This is a genomic window from Caproiciproducens faecalis (genome assembly GCF_019448085.1).
Classification (GTDB): Bacteria; Bacillota; Clostridia; order Oscillospirales; family Acutalibacteraceae; genus Caproiciproducens; species Caproiciproducens faecalis.
The window spans coordinates 46,322-66,040 of sequence record NZ_JAGFNZ010000006.1; the positions used below are offsets into that span (position 1 = coordinate 46,322).

At 48.4% G+C, this 19,719-nt stretch carries 22 protein-coding genes and 1 tRNA gene; 5 read left to right on the top strand and 18 right to left on the bottom strand.

Annotated elements, in window-relative coordinates; translation table 11 throughout:
* From rsxE to J5W02_RS13465, 4 genes are all read left to right on the top strand, one after another.
* Positions 1-690: an electron transport complex subunit RsxE gene (gene rsxE / locus J5W02_RS13450; RefSeq protein ID WP_219966225.1), complete on the top strand. Its 690-nt coding sequence runs from the start codon at positions 1-3 to the stop codon at positions 688-690.
* Complete coding sequence (locus J5W02_RS13455; RefSeq protein ID WP_330659765.1) at positions 690-1,295, top strand: electron transport complex protein RnfA; 606 nt, start codon at positions 690-692, stop codon at positions 1,293-1,295. Before rsxE ends, J5W02_RS13455 begins: the two co-directional genes overlap by 1 nt.
* Before the next feature lie 11 nt (positions 1,296-1,306).
* Positions 1,307-2,101, top strand: coding sequence for an RnfABCDGE type electron transport complex subunit B (locus tag J5W02_RS13460; protein WP_219966227.1), 795 nt, complete (start codon positions 1,307-1,309; stop codon positions 2,099-2,101).
* 132 nt (positions 2,102-2,233) lie between these two features.
* Positions 2,234-2,320: transfer RNA gene (locus tag J5W02_RS13465), tRNA-Leu, on the top strand.
* Between the two features lie 546 nt (positions 2,321-2,866).
* Here the strand turns inward: J5W02_RS13465 and J5W02_RS13470 are convergent.
* From J5W02_RS13470 to J5W02_RS13480, 3 genes are all read right to left on the bottom strand, one after another.
* Positions 2,867-3,349, bottom strand: coding sequence for a flavodoxin family protein (locus tag J5W02_RS13470; RefSeq protein ID WP_219966228.1), 483 nt, complete (start codon positions 3,347-3,349; stop codon positions 2,867-2,869).
* Between the two features lie 32 nt (positions 3,350-3,381).
* A complete protein-coding gene (locus J5W02_RS13475) occupies positions 3,382-4,017 on the bottom strand; it encodes a 4Fe-4S binding protein (RefSeq protein WP_219966229.1) in 636 nt (211 codons plus the stop codon).
* Positions 4,018-4,094: 77 nt separating this feature from the next.
* Positions 4,095-4,658: a PadR family transcriptional regulator gene (locus J5W02_RS13480; RefSeq protein WP_219966230.1), complete on the bottom strand. Its 564-nt coding sequence runs from the start codon at positions 4,656-4,658 to the stop codon at positions 4,095-4,097.
* A 284-nt stretch (positions 4,659-4,942) separates the two neighbouring features.
* Between J5W02_RS13480 and J5W02_RS13485 the strand changes: the two genes are divergently transcribed.
* Positions 4,943-5,269, top strand: coding sequence for a hypothetical protein (locus J5W02_RS13485; protein WP_219966231.1), 327 nt, complete (start codon positions 4,943-4,945; stop codon positions 5,267-5,269).
* 287 nt (positions 5,270-5,556) lie between these two features.
* Here J5W02_RS13485 and J5W02_RS13490 read toward each other — a convergent pair whose 3' ends face one another.
* The 15 genes from J5W02_RS13490 to J5W02_RS13560 form a co-directional block, all read right to left on the bottom strand.
* Positions 5,557-6,120 carry an acetylglutamate kinase gene (locus tag J5W02_RS13490; RefSeq protein ID WP_255575768.1) on the bottom strand — a complete coding sequence of 188 codons (564 nt, stop codon included), beginning with the start codon at positions 6,118-6,120 and terminating at the stop codon, positions 5,557-5,559.
* A gap of 214 nt (positions 6,121-6,334) precedes the next feature.
* Complete coding sequence (locus tag J5W02_RS14915) at positions 6,335-6,673, bottom strand: four-helix bundle copper-binding protein (RefSeq protein WP_219966232.1); 339 nt, start codon at positions 6,671-6,673, stop codon at positions 6,335-6,337.
* 150 nt (positions 6,674-6,823) lie between these two features.
* Complete coding sequence (locus J5W02_RS13500) at positions 6,824-7,579, bottom strand: ABC transporter permease (protein ID WP_255575769.1); 756 nt, start codon at positions 7,577-7,579, stop codon at positions 6,824-6,826.
* The gene (locus J5W02_RS13505; RefSeq protein WP_219966234.1) at positions 7,560-8,351 is read right to left on the bottom strand and encodes an ABC transporter ATP-binding protein; all 792 of its coding nucleotides are present in this window, start codon (positions 8,349-8,351) and stop codon (positions 7,560-7,562) included. Before J5W02_RS13505 ends, J5W02_RS13500 begins: the two co-directional genes overlap by 20 nt.
* A 24-nt stretch (positions 8,352-8,375) precedes the next feature.
* A complete protein-coding gene (locus tag J5W02_RS13510; protein WP_219966235.1) occupies positions 8,376-9,344 on the bottom strand; it encodes an ABC transporter substrate-binding protein in 969 nt (322 codons plus the stop codon).
* Positions 9,334-9,921 (bottom strand): UbiX family flavin prenyltransferase, encoded by a 588-nt coding sequence (locus tag J5W02_RS13515; protein ID WP_219966236.1) that lies wholly within the window; start codon positions 9,919-9,921, stop codon positions 9,334-9,336. The genes J5W02_RS13510 and J5W02_RS13515 overlap by 11 nt, the downstream gene beginning before the upstream one ends.
* Before the next feature lie 11 nt (positions 9,922-9,932).
* Positions 9,933-10,802, bottom strand: coding sequence for a UbiA-like polyprenyltransferase (locus J5W02_RS13520; RefSeq protein WP_219966237.1), 870 nt, complete (start codon positions 10,800-10,802; stop codon positions 9,933-9,935).
* Entirely contained in the window at positions 10,789-12,489 is a 1,701-nt protein-coding gene (locus tag J5W02_RS13525) for a menaquinone biosynthesis decarboxylase (RefSeq protein ID WP_219966238.1), read from the bottom strand. The genes J5W02_RS13520 and J5W02_RS13525 overlap by 14 nt, the downstream gene beginning before the upstream one ends.
* Before the next feature lie 43 nt (positions 12,490-12,532).
* Positions 12,533-13,579 carry an FAD:protein FMN transferase gene (locus J5W02_RS13530; protein ID WP_330659763.1) on the bottom strand — a complete coding sequence of 349 codons (1,047 nt, stop codon included), beginning with the start codon at positions 13,577-13,579 and terminating at the stop codon, positions 12,533-12,535.
* Positions 13,580-13,656: 77 nt separating this feature from the next.
* Positions 13,657-14,724, bottom strand: a complete 1,068-nt coding sequence (locus J5W02_RS13535) for a hypothetical protein (protein WP_219966239.1) — start codon at positions 14,722-14,724, stop codon at positions 13,657-13,659.
* Between the two features lie 21 nt (positions 14,725-14,745).
* Positions 14,746-15,291, bottom strand: a complete 546-nt coding sequence (locus J5W02_RS13540; protein ID WP_219966240.1) for a Gx transporter family protein — start codon at positions 15,289-15,291, stop codon at positions 14,746-14,748.
* Positions 15,292-15,300: 9 nt separating this feature from the next.
* Complete coding sequence (locus tag J5W02_RS13545; RefSeq protein WP_219966241.1) at positions 15,301-15,690, bottom strand: NusG domain II-containing protein; 390 nt, start codon at positions 15,688-15,690, stop codon at positions 15,301-15,303.
* Positions 15,691-15,704: 14 nt separating this feature from the next.
* Complete coding sequence (locus J5W02_RS13550; RefSeq protein ID WP_219966242.1) at positions 15,705-16,607, bottom strand: UbiA family prenyltransferase; 903 nt, start codon at positions 16,605-16,607, stop codon at positions 15,705-15,707.
* 5 nt (positions 16,608-16,612) lie between these two features.
* Positions 16,613-17,593, bottom strand: a complete 981-nt coding sequence (locus J5W02_RS13555) for a polyprenyl synthetase family protein (protein WP_219966243.1) — start codon at positions 17,591-17,593, stop codon at positions 16,613-16,615.
* Complete coding sequence (locus tag J5W02_RS13560; RefSeq protein WP_219966244.1) at positions 17,586-19,652, bottom strand: NAD(P)/FAD-dependent oxidoreductase; 2,067 nt, start codon at positions 19,650-19,652, stop codon at positions 17,586-17,588. The genes J5W02_RS13555 and J5W02_RS13560 overlap by 8 nt, the downstream gene beginning before the upstream one ends.
* Between the last annotated feature and the right edge of the window lie 67 nt (positions 19,653-19,719).

Genomic DNA, 19,719 nt, shown 5'->3' on the forward strand with positions numbered 1-19,719 from the left:
ATGGCAAAAACTCCATGGCAGGAATTCAGTAAAGGCATTATTAAAGAAAATCCCGTTCTGCGCCTTGTCCTTGGCACCTGTGCCACACTGGCGCTGAGCACCTCTGCCAGCAACGCAATTGGTATGGGCCTTGCCACTACTTTTGTTCTGGTGGGTTCCAATACGGTCATCTCTCTGCTGCGCAAGGTAATTCCGGACAAGGTTCGTATCCCCTGCTATATCACTTTGATTGCAGGTTTCGTTACCATTGTACAGATGCTGATTGAAGCGTATTCCCCCAGTCTGAAAGCGGCTCTGGGAATTTACCTTCCCCTGATCGTTGTAAACTGCATCATTCTGGGCAGAGCCGAGATGTTCGCCAACAAAAATAAGGTTCTTCCGTCCATTCTGGACGCGCTGGGCATGGGTGTAGGGTTTACCGCCACACTGCTGGTGATGGGCATCATCCGCGAGCTGCTGGGTGCCGGAACCGTTTTCGGCTTGCCGATCACTGCCGGATTTGTATCCCCCATTATCATCTTTTTACTCCCTCCGGGAGGCTTCTTCGTATTTGGCATGATGATTGCTTTAGCGAACAAGCTGGCAACTGAAAAAGGCGCCGAACCGGCCGAGCTGGGCTGCCAGAACTGTCCACTCTGCGGGAGCTGCTCCATGATGAGTGAAAAAGAAAAGGAGTGTGCTAAGAAGTGATAAAAGGATTAGTCGCCATCTTTTTGGCTGCCATACTGACCGAAAACTATATTCTGAACAAATTTTTAGGCATCTGCCCTTTTCTGGGCGTTTCCAAAAAACTGGACACCGCAACCGGAATGAGTATCGCGGTAACCGTTGTTATGGTCATCTCTACGGCCGTAACATGGCCGATTTACACCTTTGTGCTGGTTCCGATGAATCTTGCTTATTTGCAGACAATCGTGTTTATTCTGATTATTGCGGCACTTGTCCAGTTCATTGAGACAGTACTCAAAAAATACATTCCTTCTCTCTACAATGCGCTGGGAATCTATCTTCCGCTTATTACCACGAACTGCGCTGTGCTCGGCGTGACGATGCTGGTAATTGAAAAAGGCCAGTCCGATCCGACTTTCGGCTTTATTCAATCCCTTGTAAACGCATTTGGTTCCGGTATCGGCTTCCTGGTCGCCATGGTCATTTTCGCGGGAGTGCGTGAGAGAATTGAAAACAACGATATTCCAAAATCCCTTCAGGGTTTGCCGATCACACTGGTTGCCGCGTCTCTGACAGCCGTGTCGTTTCTCGGCTTTCAGGGCCTTGTTGACGGCATGCTGGGTTAGGAGATGCAGATATGAATGAAATATTGACTCCGGTTCTGATTGTGGCCGGTATCGGCCTCTTATCGGGCCTCATCCTTGCAATCGCATCCATTGTTATGGCAGTTCCCAAGGACGAAAAGGCGGAAGCAATCCGTGAGATGCTTCCGGGTGCCAACTGCGGTGCCTGCGGATTTTCCGGCTGCGACGGATACGCGAAGGCGCTGTCCTCCGGCGAAGCAAAGCCCGGGCTCTGCCCGGTGGGCGGCGCAGCGGTCGCCAAAACCATTTCCGAGTACCTTGGCTGTGACACGGGCGATGTCGAAGCGAAGGTTGCTCTGGTTCATTGCCTTGGAAGCTACGACAACACAACCGACAAGGTAGAGTACGAAGGAATCGCGACCTGTGCCGGTGCGGCGATTGTCGCCGGCGGCGTTGCAAGCTGCCAGTACGGCTGTATGGGACTGGGGGATTGCGTGAGAGCCTGCCAGTACGATGCCATCAGCGTCTGCAACGGCGTGGCAAAAATCGATCCGATCAAATGCAGAGGCTGTTCCATGTGCATCAAAGCCTGTCCGAAACACCTGATTACATTTGTCCCCGCAACAAAGCAGGCCGTCGTTCGCTGCAGTAACTGCGACAAGGGTGCTCAGACAAACAAAGTCTGTAAAGTCGGCTGTATTGGCTGTATGAAATGTGAAAAAACCTGTCAGCATGACGCCGTTCACGTTGTAAACTCCCTGGCTGCCGTAGACCCGGCCAAATGTGTTGGCTGCGGTGATTGCGTTGGTGTCTGCCCAAGGCACTGCATCACCATGTTCGAAGTATAACCCCTCCAGAAACAGAATACAGGGCGCAAACCGGATTTTCGGGGTGCGCTCTGTTTTTATTTTATTCGACTTTCCTGCAGGTTTATGTTGATTTTTTTCTCAGTTTATTATATAATATAACTCGTTGTTCATGCCGGTGTGATGGAATTGGCAGACGTAGTGGACTCAAAATCCACCGGTAGCGATACCGTGCCGGTTCGAGTCCGGCCACCGGCACCAAAACAGGGACTACCCGATGGGTAGTCCCTGTTTTCGCGTTGATGGCTCCATTCCTCAAACCGCGGTACAGGTTGGGAGAACCACAAAAGGTTCGAATCTTTCCAAGATAAACGCAGGGAATCGCGGAACGCGGGTACAGCGTGCCAACACCCGAGTCCGCCACCGGCACCAAAACAGGGACTACCCAATGGGTAGTCCCTGTTTTCGCGTTGATAGCTCCATTTCTCAAACCGCGGTACAGGTTGGGAGAACCATAAAAAGTTCGAATCTTTCCAAGATAAACGCAGGGAATCGCGGAACGCGGGTACAGCGTGCCAACACCCGAGTCCGGCCACCGGCACCACTACGAATGACCCTCGAGTGGTCATGACGACAAAAACCAGCTGATTATTTATCAACTGGTTTTATTTGTGTGTCCGATTGATAATTATTATTCTGGTATGAAAAGAACCAGAAATGTGATTATCAAATATATAGGATAAAAACGCCAGTCATTTTCTGTAGAAAATGGCTGGCCACAGTTATGCAGTGGTTAAATTCGTCCGATTAGATAGTCCGGAGACCATCTGCCCATTTGACAGCTTTGTTGGAACTTTCCTCAGAATTTTTCTTGGGTTCTAAAAAAGCCATCTCACCGATGAACTTATTCCCCGGAAGCGCTGCCTTCAACTTTGCAAAGCACTTTTCGGCTCCGTTTCCTCCGTGGCAGGCAAACAGTGCTATCCGTTTGCCTTGAAGCTTGTATTGCCTGATAAAACTCTTTATTGGCGGCGTATATGATCCTGCCCAGACTGGCGTTCCGATAAATACTGTTTCATACCGATTGAAATCAATACTGTCGTTTATCAGTTTCGGCTTTTCACCAAAAATTACGCTCTTTCCTCCCCAAAAGTACTTCGAAAATCCCTCCGTCGGGTATTTCTTGCTCGATTTTAATTCGATAATATCTGCGTTTATTGTTTCAGCAATCTTTTCCGCAATGAATTTTGTGTTGCCGTCAAATGAAAAATATACAACTAAAGTGCCCATAACCATTCTCCTTAATGTTATTATACTTGTAATTACTGCCGTTTCCGGCATATTCCAAAACCAATTGCTTTCTTGGGGCATCCATCGACGCATTCGAGACAGTTTATACATTCAACAGAATCCATGTTTCCTGATTTAACCATATCAGATATGCTCAGACCCATAGGACAGTTCCCGCTGCATTTTCCACAGGAAACGCAGTCGTCAGGTTTTGCTTTCAGCCTGAATCTCGGGATGTGAAGCAGATCTGCAAGCTTTTCGCCGATAACCATGAATGGAGCCATCCAGCAGAGACTGTGGCACATTCCGCGTTTGCCGGTCAAAAGCGTGAACAAGTAGATTACAGTCATAACAATTGCATAAATGATAATATACTGCATATCAATGTTCACTAAATACAGGAAATCTCCTTTGAGTGGCCCGTTATGTACCCATAGAAATACAATGAACGAAAACCAAACCGCCCAGATAATGTATTTAGAGAGGTTTTTTCCTTTACTGTTCCAACTGCGATTGTTGGCACTGGAAACATAGTCCTGTACCGCGCCGCCTGGACAAAGCCAGCCGCAGAACAGACGGCTGCCGACGATTGAAAACAGCAGGAGCAGCCCAAAAATCACTGCGCTTCCATTCAGCATCCCTTTTTCCGCAGACAAAATGATCACCATAGGCGATAAAAAGAAAAATGTTATCGGGAACATCAGCGCGGAAAAAGCCAATAGACCTTTACGAACCCTCTGTCTCATTACAAATCAGTTCCTTTTTCTGAAATTATTTTTTTTGCCTCGACAGCCCAATCTTTCATTGCAGAATAGATATAAACACCGCAGAGCGCAGTTAGCTGGCTATAGGTGCAGTCTGTGTCCTGCTCTTTGAGTTGGTCAAAAAGCTCGATATAACCATTCATGTCCTTGACCAGCTTTTCATTTCTTCTGATAAAATTGTCCAGATGCCCGAGCAGTACCTCTGGCTCAGTATTTTCGCCGAAGGAAACCTTGAGAAGTATTTCATATCTGAGTTTCTCAATCTCAGGCTCCTCACGCAGCCAATCCGAAAGCTCTTTCCTGCCGGCGTCAGTTATGCTGTATACGATCTGCCCGCGGCCATTGCCAGTTTCGGTATCGTCGGAACTGACGGCAAGACCCTCGGCAACCAGTTTTTTGAGAGTAGGGTATATCTGACCGAAACTTTCCTGCCAGAAATGACTATATTCTTGCTCGATCCATTTTTTTATTGTATAGCCTGTTTGCGGCATACGCGCCAGCATTCCCAGTACTACATATTTGGATTTTCCTGTATTTTCCTTCATGAGTGCATATCTCCGTTTCTTTTATATATCTTTATGATATAACATTAAGATACATATGTCAAGTCAATTGCAAAAGTATATTCGGGTTCCCGAGTTTGTCGTTATGAACACTCGCACATCAATATGTACGCCAATTTCCACGGTGAAAGATCCGCCGGAATTGCCGTATAGAACAATTTCTAAATCAAGGAAAATCAGTTTTTTATTTGCTTTTTTATAGAAAATAAACTGCCAAATGTTATGTTATAATCTCCGAGTAACTAAAAAGGGAAAAGAGGAGTTTTATGGGAAATTATAAGATTACAACGGGCAGCCAAACCATCGATATCATTGTTGAGGGTCTATTTACTTCAAATGATGCGCAAGCTTATTTAAAAGATTTTAACAAGGCAGTGTCAGGGATTGTTCCCTCCAATTTTAAACTGGTTTTAGATTGTACGAAGCTTTCGGTATCGCCAGTCGAAATGCAACAAATGCTAAAAGGATGCTTGGAACTTTATAAAGAACTGAACTTTAAATCGGTAATTCTTAAATCAGGTTCCAACGCAGTTCTGAAAATGCAGATGCAGCGTCTTTCAAGTTCCGTAGGATTAAATAGCGTTATCGAGTAAACAAATTGCCGGCGCCGCTGATTAATAACCAGCGGCGCTATTTTATGCCTAATCAGCATCTTGCTGAATTTGATATGCTACCCCAGAGTAGACAGAGTAATTTAGTGTTTTTCCACAGTTCTTTCATCGTTAATTGAGAGCGCGGTTAAACCGCGCTCTTATTTTGTCTGGATTCACCTTTTTTCCGCTATTCTCTTTATGTGGGATTGGGCAGAGGTACAGGAACAAAAACACTGACCGAAATACAAAAGCCGCCGCGAAACGCAGCGACTCCATAAAAAAATCTATTAGCGCGAAAACTGTTTCAAGATTCCATCAGCCATATAATCAGCCATCATCAAAGCCTGATCTTCAATTGCGTCGTATAGTGCCACATCTTTTGCATATTGGCCAGATAATCTTTCAACTGCTTCTTCTTCCGTTATCTTTAGATGGTCATGTAACATAAGAGTCCATCGAGCTTTTGACCAATAAGGGTTAAGGCCAGCCAGAAAATCGGCGATTTCATCTGCATTCGAATACCATTTTTTGCGTTCCTCATTAACCGTTTCAGTATTTCCCGCCTTTGCAGCATTGACCAGCTGAGCGGCTATCATAAGATGCTGTGTCAGTAAGTCGCTGAATCGTTTCGCCTTGTCCTCCCCATAAATTGGTCCGAGCACATTTGCAAAGTCCATCGGATTGCGCAGCAGGCGAGCTGTGACTGCCTGAAGATCTCCCAAATTCGCTGCGGTGCTAATAATAAAGGAACGGGTCCACATGACATGTTGCGTCCAAAGTTTTCGGAAGGTTGCGAATATATCTATCATTACTTTGCATTTTTCAAAATTAATGGTTGAGCTCTGATTCATCTCCGTTAGCTCCTTTAAATCAATTAACGATATTATAATATGCTCCAAAAAATGAGGCGTACATTGTCTGTGAGTAGAATACGGAGGCCGATTCTGCTTTTTCTTTTGAGCAGTCCGTCGCAGCAGAATTAACCATATCGCTAATTCGATCCATATACGCCCGCAAGGGCTATACAGGAGGGAGCTCAAATATATGTACGGCGGGTTATCCCGCCTATTGCATCGACTGACATTCTTGCGCACATTTTTTGCATTGTGCAGCACATTTAGCACAATGATCGTCTTTAAACGCTCCACATTCTTGAGCACATTCGTCGCAGATAGTTCCGCAAAGTTTACATAAATTTGTAGCATGGCAAGAATCCATAATCATAAATTTTGCGGATTCATGGCAAATAGAGATACACTCGTTTAGTTTGGCAATACACTTCTTTCTATTTGCTACATCAGGTTCTTCAAGACACATTTTCATACATTCAAGACACGCCTGTGCGCATTTGTTACATTCATCAATGCAAGTTTGATTTTTATTATTCATATTCACAATTCCCATGTTGAACTTCCTTTAAGAATTTATTTTCAATATGTTTACCTGAATAATAGAAACTATGCAAAACAGGGGCTGCCCGAAAAGGCAGCCCCTGTTTTCACGTCGTTGGTTCCGTTTCTTAAACCGCTGTGCAGATGAGGAAAACCACGTTTGTCATTTGAGCGGCGTGCTCCACCGGCACAGCAGACCGGAAAGCAAATCGATAGCAACAAACAATGCAAAACCCACAATGGAAATCACAACAATTCCAATATACATATCAATATAGTCAATTCTTGACCACGCGTCCAAAATATAATATCCCATACCGTACTTCGTTCCGTAACCCTCCACAAAGAACAGGATGGACACCGCGGTTCCAAGCGAAACCCGGACGCTGGTGAGCAATTCCGGCAAAATGGCGGGAAGGGTGATATGGCGGATAATCTGCGCACGACTTGCCCCGGCGCTTACCGTTACAAGATATACCGAAGGGTCAATATTGCGCACGCTGTCCCTTGCGGAAACAATCACCTGAAATACGACAATAAGAAAAATAATGGCGACCTTGGAACCGTCCCGCATACCCCAAAGCATCATGGCAACCGGCAGAAGCGCGGTCTTTGGGATGGGATAACTGAAATAGATAAGAGGATACAGGATCTTATTGGCATTTTCCGAATACGCCATTAAGATTCCAACGGGAACCCCTACCGCGAGCGAAAGCGCCAGGCCGGCTCCGATTCTTTTTAAACTAAATAGAATATGGATAAAAATTTGACTTGCGAAAACAGTTCCGAAATTCTGATAAATCGTAATCGGACTTGGAATCACGGTCGTTCTCATGATCGCAAATGCCAGATACCAAATGATGTTTAAAAGAAGAAATCCCTGCAAAAAGATCAGGCATTTATTCAGCAGTCTGTTCAATCCAGCCCCGCCTTTCATCGTCCGGCTTTAATTTCTCATGTAAGGTTCGTTTAGCCGCAAGGTAATCTACAGATTCCGGGTTTGAGTTCCCGAAGTAGGGATTCTTCATCCGATACTGAATTTCACCGTGAGAAGTCCCCATAACCACAACCGTATTCCCCAGATACAGCGCTTCTTCAATGCTGTGGGTCACCAGAACCGTGGTGGGCCGGTTCCGGTTCCATATGCGCAGAAAAAGTTCCCGGGCATCCTGACGGGTAATGGCGTCCAAAGCGGAGAAAGGTTCATCCATCAACAACAAATCCGGATGAAAAACGAATGCCCTTGCAAGCGCGGCGCGCTGAACCTGTCCGCCGCTCAGCTGCGCGGGGTACCTTTGCAGCAGCTGTGAAACGTCCAGAGCCTCATAAATATCGCTTATCTCCCGTTCCCGCTCTTCGGTTATCGGTTCTCTGCGCAGTTTCAGCGGAAGGAGGCAGTTGTCCCTGACGGTTTTCCACGGCAGCAGCCCACAGTTTTGGGGGATCACTCCGATTTTATGCGTTTTCGGGTTCAGCGGCTGCCGCCCGTTTTCTGTGACGAAATCCGCGCTGCCGCTGTCGATTGGGAGCATTCCCGCCAGAACGTTGATTAGCGTTGACTTACCGCATCCGGAAGGCCCGAGCACGGCAAGGACTTCCCCCTGTTCCATTTGCAGGGAAAGCCCGTCAATAACCGGCACTCTTCCTTTTTTCGTTCTGTAGCTGACCGATAAATTCTCTATTACAAGCATCTTTTTCTCCATGAAATTCTGCTGTTACGATCCGGAATAAACGTCGTACACCATCTGGTCATACTGCAGCGTTGGTTTACACAGACCCTTTTTGCTTGCCCACTGAACGGCGGCCTCGACCTCCTGTTTTTGGGGAAGCTTGCTGGTGCGGAAGGGTTTCACCGTGATTTTCCCGATCATTTCTTCCGGGTAGCCTACGGCCTTGATTACGGTTTTCTCATACTTGCGGATATCAGTATGATTCATATAGTCCACGGCTTCGTTATAGGCTTTGTAAAGATTGTGAATCGCGGCGGACTTGCTGTCCAGCGCGGTCTTGGAAAACGCGGAAACCGCCGGGTACAGACCGAACTGATTGGCGCTGCCCAGACGGACGGCGCCGTCGTTCAGTGCGAGGGTGGCAAAAGGCTCCGGCAAAAGCCCGAGGTCGATCTTGTTGTTGCGCAGCAGTTCAAGACGATCCGGAATCTTCGGCACAATCTCTTTCACCACATCATTGCCGGTCATGTTATTATTGCTTAAAATATCTTCCAGCGTATATTCAATCAGCGTTTTTTCAGAAATCGCAATGCTTTTCCCTTTAATCTGATTAATATTTTTAATGCCCGTGTCTTTGCCCGCGACAAGGATGTAATCCCCGTCGGTAATACCGGTAATTTTCACATCCAGCCCGGCGTTCTGGTACATGCACACGCCGATCAGGTCGGTCAGCACGCCGTCCAGTTCCCCTGCCTGCAAAGCGGCGTCCCTGTCCTTTGCGGAGGTGAACACCTCCAGATCAAGCTGGAAACCGTATTTGTCGGCAAGCTTGTTTTCATTGATAAGAACATAAGGAATCACATCAGAAGACGACATCATCCCGATGCGGATCACCGGTTTTTCGGGATTGCCCGAGGAGCTGCCCGCGGCGCTGCTCACAGCACTCTGAGGGGCGCACCCTGTCGCCAAAACCATTATTAGAAGAACAAAAACTGCTATTATTTTATTTTTCATGGTTTCCTTCCCACCTTTGATAACAATTATTTTCGATTTCCAGACTGTCCAGCACTTTCCCCGCGACAAAGCCGAGGATTTCGTCCAGCGTCTGCGGATGCCCGTAAAACCCCGGCATAGCCGGTAAAATCGTTACGCCGAGTTCTGAAAGTTCGGTCATCCTTCTGAGATGCAATGTGGACAGCGGCGTTTCCCTTGGAACCAGCACCAGCTTTCGCCGTTCTTTTATCATAACGTCAGCCGCACGGGTCAAAAGCGTTTTGGTAATGCCGCAGGCGATTTCAGCCACAGTGGACATGGAGCACGGCAGAACCGCCATGGCATCGCAGCGGTAGGAACCGCTGGCAACCGGGGAAAACAGGTTTTCGTTATCCTCGAGAATAATATCGGCTTTGCTTTTGTTCCAGAGCTGAGTCTGTTCCTCCAGAATCACCCCGGTTTCGTACGTCAGCACCTTCCGGCCCTGCTCGGAGGCAATCACATGGATTTCCAACTCCTGCTGCGCCAGCGTTTCCATCACGCGCAGAAAATACGCGCTGCCGCTCGCCCCTGTAATTCCTACTATGATTCTTTTCATTTTGTGCCTTTCTAAACAAAAGCATCCAATAGCCCGAACACCAGCAATACAATGCTGACAAGCTGGTTTACGCTGTAGGACGCAATATTAACGTTAGTCAGATTCGTCGGCGAGACCATGCGGTACTCCGTGACAAACAGAGCGGCAATGATCGCTACGCCCACATCATAAATAAAACCGAACTGCGGAACAAGAAGCCCGATGATGACCAAACAAATCAGCGTGACGGTATGAAACAGCATGGCGATGCGCAGGGCATTCTTCACACCGAACGTGACCGGAATGGAGTGCAGCCCGTTTTTTGTGTCAAAGTCATAATCCTGAGAGCCGTAGATAATATCGAATCCGGCGACCCACAGGGTGTTGGCGGCGCCCATAAAGAGCGGAACCAGCTCCAGCTTTCCCGTTACGGCCAGCCACGCGCCCACCGGCGCACAGGCACAGGTAACGCCAAGAATCAGATGACACAGAAAGGTAAACCGCTTGCAGTACGAGTAAATAATCAGTAAAAACAGAGCGACCGGCGACAGGGCAAAGCAGACCCAGTTCAGGCGATACGCTCCGTAAAGCATCACGAGGAAGCAAACGGCCGTAAATACGACCACCTCGCCCGTTTTCATTTCTCCTTTGGGAATTTGGCGGCCGGCCGTACGGGGATTCTTTGCGTCGATCTTTGCGTCGATTACGCGGTTGATTGCATTCGCGCCGGTACGCGCGCCCAGAAAACAGACCACAATCCAGAAAACCGTAGAAATGCTCGGAAGGCCGTTTGCAGCCAGCACCATGGAGACCAGCGCGAAGCTGAAGGAAAAAATCGTATGCGAAAACATTACCAGTTTTCCGTATGATCGAATCTTTTCAATCAATTTAGTCAATGCCATATTCGTTCCACCTTTTGTCGACCTGCCGCTTCATGGCGCCCGTCATGACAATGTCATCCGGCCACTCCCGGGTCAGGCCCTCCTGCTTCCATTTTTTTGTTGCGTCCACACCGATTTTAAAATCGATGACTGCAATGTCTCTTTTTGCGTCTATATTGTTAAACACCTTCCACATGACGGTGGAAAGGTCTCTGGAATCCACTTCCTCATCCACCACGATCACAAATTTGTCCGGGTGGTTCCACAGGTAATTTTCGACTAGCTCCCTGCCCTTCCATGCGCGGTCCTTGCGGATGCGCAGGATTTTAAAGGTATTCGTCACTTCTTCATTAAATCCCCTAGTAAGGCTGGCAGCGTCAATGCCCAGCCGGCACCCAAAAAGCGGCCGGTTGGAGGAATGGTCCAGTGCGTCCAGCGGGCCCTCCGAAAAAAGCAGGCTCTGAGTCCCGTTGACATTTTTGAGCACCGCGTCCCGCACGGCGGCAAGGTCCTGCACGTCCACCGATTCGTCCACCGTGACGATCAGCTTGGTGTACATCATCTGCCCCATGCCCCAGATGGCGTTCATCACTTTGCGCGCACAGCCGGGGTATTTGTTTTTAATCGAAACAATGGCGCAGTTATGAAAGACCCCTTCCAGCGGCAGGTTCAGATCCACCAGCTCCGGAATCTGCATCCGCAGCAGCGGCAGAAAAATACGTTCCGTCGCCTTTGCCATGTAGCAGTCCTCCATCGGCGGTTTCCCGACAACCGTGGCGGGATAGACGGCTTCCCGTTTATGGGTGATGCAGGTCACATGGAACTTCGGATAATAGTCCGCAAGGGAATAGTACCCGGTATGGTCGCCGAACGGTCCCTCCAGAACGGGTTCCTCCGTGGGATCGACATAACCCTCCAGCACAAATTCGGCGTCCGCGGGAACGTATATGTTATTCGTAACGCATTTGACCATTTTTACTCCGGATTTGCGCAGCCAGCCAGCCAGCATCATTTCATCCAGCATTTTCGGCAGCGGCGCGGTAGCCGCGTAGGTAACCGCGGGGTCGCACCCCAGAGCCACCGAAACGGGCATCTTCAGGTTCTGCTCCGCGTAGCCGCGGTAGATTTCGGAGCCGTCCTTATGTTTGTGCCAGTGCATGGCGGTGGTGGTGCTGTCAAGGACTTGAAGCCGGTACATTCCGCAATTTTGCCGTTTGGTTTTCCGGTCGCGGGTAAAGACAAGGGGCAGGGTGATAAACGGCCCCGCGTCCTGCGGCCAGCATTTCAGTACGGGCAGGGAGGATAAATCCACGAATTTTTCCACAACCTGCTGGCATTCTCCCCGCAACAGGCTTTTTCGAGGAAATACGCTTAAGAGACGGAGCAAACGGGGAACACTTCTTAACAGCCCCAAAACGGACAGGTTATCGGCGATATCCAGATACTTCTGGATATCGTCCGCAATATCGTCCAGCTTTTCCGCACCCAGAGCCATGCTCATCCGCTTGTAGCTTCCCATTGCGTTCATCAGAACGGGATATCGTGAGCCGTTTACCTCCCGGAAAAGCAAAGCCGGGCCGTTGGCCTTGGAAACACGGTCGGTAATTTCCGTAATTTCTAATTCCGGCGATACGGGAGCTTCAATGATTTTAAGCTCCCCGCTTGTTTCCAATTTTCTGATAAAACTCTGAAGGCCTTTGTATGCCACTCGCGCATTCCCCACTTGCTAATTAGTTTTTGAATCCGTGAATTTAATTTTTAATATATTTTTCCTGGAAATGGTCACTGTATTTGATCTCACCGTCCGGAAAAACCCATAGCGCCTCTGTATTCGGAAGGGTTCTGAGATAGGCCAGCCCCTGCTCATACGGCACGTTGAAAATCAGCTTGCAATAGATGTCCGCCATACCGGAATCGGGGGTGATAATGGTAACAGCTTTAAAATAAGTTGACGGCATCAGCGTTTTCGGATCAATGATATGGTGGTAGGTCTTTCCGTCCACGGTATAATACCGCTCATAAATCCCGCTGGTCACAACAGATTCATCCTGAATGTTGATCGTACAGAGGGATTTTTTGTCGCTTCCCTTATCCGGATTCTGAATTCCCACATTCCATTTCTCATTATTGACGCCCTTGCTGCCAATGGCCCGCACATTGCCGCCCACGCTGAGGAGCGCGGATTTGTAGCCGTGTTCCATTGCGATTTTGGCGACCTGCTCCGTGGCGTAGCCCTTAGCGATTCCGCCGACATCCAGGCTCATTTTCGGGTCCTCAAGGTACACCGTGGAGGCTTTTTCATCGATGATGACCTTATTGATATCTGTGTGCGTCATGGCCTCTTTCAAGTCGGCCATCGGGGGCAGCGCAGCGTTTTCCGGATCGTCTATCCCCGCTTCCCTGTATTGATGCCAAATTTTCAGCACCGAACCAAGCGCAATATTGAAAGCGGCGCTGTCGCTGGCGCTCTCCTTTTTGCCCAGAAGAAGCATATCAATAATTTTCTTATCTACTTTGACAGGCTTTTTCCCCGCATTGTCATTAATCGTCTTAATGTTGTTGATGCCAGGGTAGTCGTTATAGATATCGTAAAGCTCATGGTAAACCTTTAAGTTATTATAAATCAAATTGGAAAGGTTTGTAAACTCTTCTTTGGTTTCCGTATAAGCCACAATTTGCGTCATTGTGTCAAAAAGCTGTAAGAATTGAGCTTCATAGCGTGTTTTCTTGCTGGTATTGCAGGCCGGGAGCTGAAGCATCAGCGCAACGGCAAGAATCGCAGAAATCAGTCTTTTCACCAGTTTTCCACCTCAAAAAATGGAGAGGTAGAAATGAATCTACCTCTCACGAATCACTTTGTCAATTGAAGTTCCGATTATTTCGCGCTGGAAACAGCCTCATCAATGATCTTGATAAAGTCGCCGACATGTACGGTAACGGAAGCAGTCAGTTCCTTATCGGTTGCTTTGCCTTCAGAGTCAACAGCAATGCCCTTGACTTCGTCCAGAGTTTTGCCAACTACATACTTAGCAAAAGATGCAGCCTCTTCGTTCCACTCTTTGCCGATCTTGGAAGCCTTCTTCATGCCGTAAGCATCGCCCAGCTCGTTCTTTGTCTTCTGCTCTGCTTTCAGGTCAGACGTAATCTTGCCCGCTTTGGAGAAGTTTACGTTGGTCTGAGAAGCGTCGATGATGCAGCTGGTGATTTTGCCGTCAGCGCCGGTTGTGGTAACGGTGTAGTAGGAATAAGCCTGTGCAAGGCCGTCCTTGTCACCGGCATCTTTGGAGCCGGAAATGCTGGTCTGGATACCGAGGCCCAGTTTGTCGTCTGCTTTTGCACCGTTGTCAGCTGCGTTGGCAACTGCCTTCTCAACGCCGGCAATGAAATCGCCTACATGGATAGTAACGGAAGCGGTCAGTTCCTTATCGGTTGCTTTGCCTTCCGCGTCAACGGCAATGCCCTTGACTTCGTCTGCGGTTTTGCCGACTACATAGCTTGCGAAAGCGTCAGCCTGCTCGTTCCATTCCTTCTTGATGCCGGAGGCTTTGCCCAAACCGTACTCTGCGCCGAGTTCCTGCTTGGACTTCACAACGGTGTCAAGCGGAGTCGTAATTTTGCCTGCGTCGGAGAAGTTTACTTTGCTCTGTACTGCGTCGATGAGGCACTTTACGATTTTGCCGTCCTTGTCAACCGCAACGGCGACGACGGTGGAATCTGCCTCTGCAAGGCCTTTTCCGTCTTTTACATCTGTGGACTTCGCGATAGAGGTAATGACAGCCAGACCTGTTTTCAATGTACCGGTTGCTGCGGCAGATTCAGCTGCCTTTGAGCTTGCTGCCTGAGAGGCCGGTGCGGCGGAACTGGCAGTGGTAGATGAGCCGCATCCCGCAAAGCTGACTGCGGTGAGTGCTGCGGCTAAGAATACTGCTAATGCTTTTTTCATATTTTCCTCCAAAATTTTTATTTATTTACTTAAGCCGACCTTTTTTAGTGCCGGCAGAGTAACCTTGAGTAATGTTGATGTCGCTGCGCCCGCAATAATGCCGGAAATCAGCAGTACCGGGGCATAGGCCCACAAAAACATATTGGTATATAAAACGGAAACTGCAGCCATCTGCCCGATATTGTGAAAGACTGCGCCCAAGATACTAATCATCAGATAAGAGATTCTTTCCTTGAAGAGAAACAGAAACAGGACCATGCCCAGCACGGAAAGCAGTCCGCCGCAAAAACTCAGCAGTGCCGCGACTGCGCCCCTGGTCAGAAAGACAAAGAGCGATTTCAGCACCGCCAGAAGCAGCGCCTCCCTTTTTTCAACAAAGAAAAGGGAATACATCACCACGATGTTTGACAGCCCAAGCTTCACGCCGGGAACGGGCACGGGAATCTGCAGCTGGTTCTCTACCACAGACAGGACAAGAACCACCGCAAACAGAAGGCCCGTCAGAACCATCCGCTTAATCCGCAGAGAGTTGATTTCACGTTTTGTCAGGTTTTTTTCTTCAGCCATTCTGTTTCCTCATCCAATCACGGCATCCAGATCGTCGGAACTGCGCTGATCCTTCGCCACTATTTTCATCACGATACCGTTCGGCAGACAAGCGGCGCTTTCACCGATGGTGTGAAGCCTGCCCGCATGTATGCAGATTTTATCGGGGCAATTGGATTCCTCAAAGCAGATGCTACCGTCCTTAAAAACGTGAAAAACCACATTTCTATTTTGCTCAATTGAAAAGTGCTTATCCACTCCCGCCGTCAGATCAACCGTTTCCACCAGTTCTGATTTGTAAAAGATTTCGGCTTTCGCCGCTTTCTTTCCGGCAATGGTCTGGTAGGTAAACCACGCGGCCACACAAAGGACGACCGCAACGGCAAGAATAATAAGATCGGTTTTTTTGACAAATTTCATTTATATTTCCGCCTTTAGCTTAAAAAACCGCCGACAAATATCAGCAGGCTGTTGGTACCCACAAGTATAACATAATTCTGAACCGAAAGGACAAACGTTTCTTCTTTTCGCTGTTTCTTTCTAAACCGGTCAATATGATTTCTGATGGGTACAATCGTCAGCAGGGTTAACAGACAGACAGAAGGCAGAATTTTCAAAAGGACCATCAGGATAACCGAGAGATACGAAAGGTAGTACAGCCCGGCAAATACGGGCAAAGCGTTTTTGCCAAGGTAATATGGAAGGGTATATCTTTTCACCTGAATATCCTTTTCCAGATCGCAGAGATTGTTAGCGAGCATGATGTTCGCGGTCGCACAGGCCGGCAGAACCGACAGCAGCACGAGAGAAACAACCGGAAAAAGATTTACATCCAGATGAATCGTTTGAAAATCAAACGCAAATGTAAAGAATGTCCCCGCGGGCATATTGATGTAAAGCAGAAGAAAAGGGATGAATAAACCGTAGAACACGCCGGAAAAGAGCTCCCCAAGCGGCTGATGTGACAGCGGAAGCGGGCCCCAGGAATAGAGCAGACCGAACAGAAAGCACAGTCCGCCGAAAAGCAGCACCGCCGCGTCAGTCAGGAAAGCCAGCGTCAGCCCCAGAGCGGTACTGACTGCGAAAAGCAGGTAAATCATCGCTTTCGCCGTTGAACGGCGAAACGGCAGTGTTTCCCCCGCCGACTTGGCACCTTCATAGTTGTTGATTGCCGTAGCGGTCAAATCAAACAGGAGCATGGCACCGAAAAAGAGCAGAGTCAGTTTCCAGTTGACCGGCTGCTTTCTGTAAAAAAGATACGCAAGCGCCGTCAGAAAAGCAAAGACACTGGTTATTTTCGTCCGCAGTTCCACAAAATTCAAAAATCTTTTCAGCATTGCTTTTATAACCCGCGGTGAGCTTTATTCAGAATGAACATCAGCCTTTCTTTCTTACTGTCGGAAGCGCTGAGCTCCCGGATAATTTTAAAGGCTTTGTCGTAATATTTTTTAGAAACCGCTTTCGTGTAATCCAGGCCGCCGGTTTGTGTGACAGCGGAGTTGATTTCCTCTCTGGAGACTTTCTCTTCCCTCGCCTTTTGCTTGAATGCGGTAAGATTCTGCAGCGCATAAATCAGAGGAAGGGTGATAACCCCCTGCTCGTAATCCGACTGAACCGGCTTTTTAGCCAGCTGAAGCGGCGCCTCAAAATCAATGCAGTCGTCGGTAAGCTGAAAGATCATGCCGATCAGGTGACCGAGACGCATATATTTCTCCACCGAATCCTTTTCCTCTTCGCAGAGGATTGCCCCGGCGTAAAAGGAAGCCTCGAAAAGAGCCGCAGTTTTCCCGGAGATAATTCTGAGATAACTTGCAACGGAAAGATCCAGATTGTAATTATTCTGATTCTGTCTTAATTCTCCAAGACAAATTCTGGTCATGTAATCGGGAATATTGAAATCCACATAATCCCTTTTGTTCGATATGGAAGAAGCCTGCTCCAGAGCCAGACAGAACAGATAGTCCCCGCAGATAACAGCCGTACGTTTTCCGAATTTTTTCTGGAGAGTGACAAAGCCCCTGCGGAGATCGGCATTGTCAATCACGTCGTCGTGAACCAGAGTGGCAAGATGCAGAATTTCAATCGCAGACGCAAACTTGACTGCGTTTGGATGGATCTGCCCTTCCCTGTTTTCGGCACAGGCAAGCAAAGCGTGAGAACGAAGGAACTTACCCCAGGAATGAGTCAGGTGCTGAGTATAATTGCGGATGGGTTTAGGAGAGGCAGACAGTAATCTGCCCACCTCCTGTTTTACACATTCCACCGCGTCGTCATAAGTGAGGAACTCAACCGCGGCATTCTCTGTAGCAAGTTCATTAATCATTGTAAATATATAGCTTCCTTACAAATTTAACGTTTTTCCAGTGTTTCTTCAGATACGGCATTGCATAATAGTCCAGGCCAAAGACTCTGCCGCCGCCGATCAGTACAGCGATCGCGGCAAAAATCATCCAGAAGGTGTTCAGGTACAAACCGGTGGTGCATACGAACATAATCTGCAGAACCAGCGAGAATCCGGAGGACAGTGTGGTGAACAGGCCGCCGATCAGAGACAGACCGATCAGGATTTCCGCAATAACGATAAAGATCTGCATAAAGAGCTGTACTTTTTCATTCGGAAGAATGAAGGTATTGACAAACCAGTTCATCACCGGCACGTCAAGCTTAAACGCCAAGTCGTTTAAAGTGGATTTGGCAAGATCTTTTCCGCTTACAAAAATTACCTGGAACCAGCCGAGAAAGCTGAAATTCATCAAAACACGCCCAACCGCGGTCACAGCAGCCCCTGCCGCATCGGCAGCGCCTGTTGTGGCGGATGAAATGGCGTCTACGGCCAGAGAAGCCGCTCCGGCCACCGCGTTAACCACATTTGCCGCACCGGCAGCCGCGGTGGTGGTTGCGCTGCTGGTTGCGTCCGGTGTAGCGCCGCCGGCGGCAGCACCGTTCAGGATGGTGTTGTACCAGGCGTTTGCGCCGCCGAAGAAACCGGTCAGCTGCGGAGAATTAAACCAGCCTTCCACGATTTTCATGATGCCTTCATACAGCCAGACCGCGCCCAGCCAGATTCTGAGGGCGACCAGCAGAAAACTCGGGGTTTTATTGGAGAAATGGCCGCCGACAAAGCTTCTGTCGTGGCGCACGGTGAAGAATTCATGCTTCATATAGCTGAAAATCTTGTTCCAGCCAAGCACCTGAATGAAATAAATGATATTGATAAAATGCTTTGCAAACATAGCGAGGAAGGACGGAAGGCTGAACATGTGGTTCGGCAGTCCGACATGGGCAACACCGTAACGGCCGCCCACACAAACCATAACGCCGTGGAATTTCGGTTTGTACTCTTCCATTTCGCCCGTGCCGGTAAGGGCAACGATAATATTTTTCGCGGCGACATCGGAGCTTTGCTCACAGTTTTCAACCAGCTGCGGAACCGGCATCTTTTCGCCTTCCGGAGTGTAGAGAATATCGTCGCCGACGACATAGACATTCTGATTGTCTACAGAACGAAGGTAAGCGTCGGTCTGAATTCTTCCGCGGCGCGCGGACTGGAGCACCTTTGCGGCTTCGCCTGCAATTTCAGCGCTTTCAATACCCGCGGTCCAGATGACGGTCCCGGCGGTCTCATGGGTCACCGTTTCGCCGTTTTTAATTTCGATAAAGTCTTCGCCGATATTGACAACGCCGGAGTTCAGTTTAAGACCGACACCCATTTTGTTCAGGCGTCTTTCTATTTTATTGGAAAGTTTGTCAGGTAAAATCGGAACAATGCGCGGCAGAACGTCCACGTCGAAAATGGTAACCAGAGAGCGGTCGATTTCGTACTTATCGCAGAGGATCGGCACATATTCGGCAAGCTCACCCACCATTTCAATTCCTGTAAAGCCGGCGCCTACCACATAGAATGTAAGGAGCTTCTTCTTTTCCTCAGGATTGGTCTCACGGGCGGCTTTTCTGAAGCAATCATGAATATGATCCTTCAGACGAACAGCGTCATCGTACGACCAAAGAGTGTGTGCGTACTCCTCTGCTCCCTTGGTGCCGAAAAAAGTGGGCTTGGAACCGGCAGCCAGCACTAGATAGTCATAGCTGTAGTTTTCGCTGATTCCGGTAACCAATTTCTGGTCAAAATCAATGGACTGAACCGTATCAAGCTTGACGTTTACCTTTCTTCCGGCAAACACCCTGCTGAGGCTGATTTTGACACTGTCCTCATCCACACGGCCGGCGGCAACTTCATGCAGCTCAGTGAGCATAGTGTGAAACGGGTTTTTATCTATGATGGTAACGCTGACATCCTCGTGTTTTTTCAGCCGCTTGGCCAGTTTTTTCGCGGTCAGCAGTCCTGAGTAACCCGCGCCGATAATAACAATTTTTTTCTCCATAGCAATCCTCTTTCAAAACAAAGAATAATTTACAGGGAATCCTGACAAAAATCATAATATATATAAA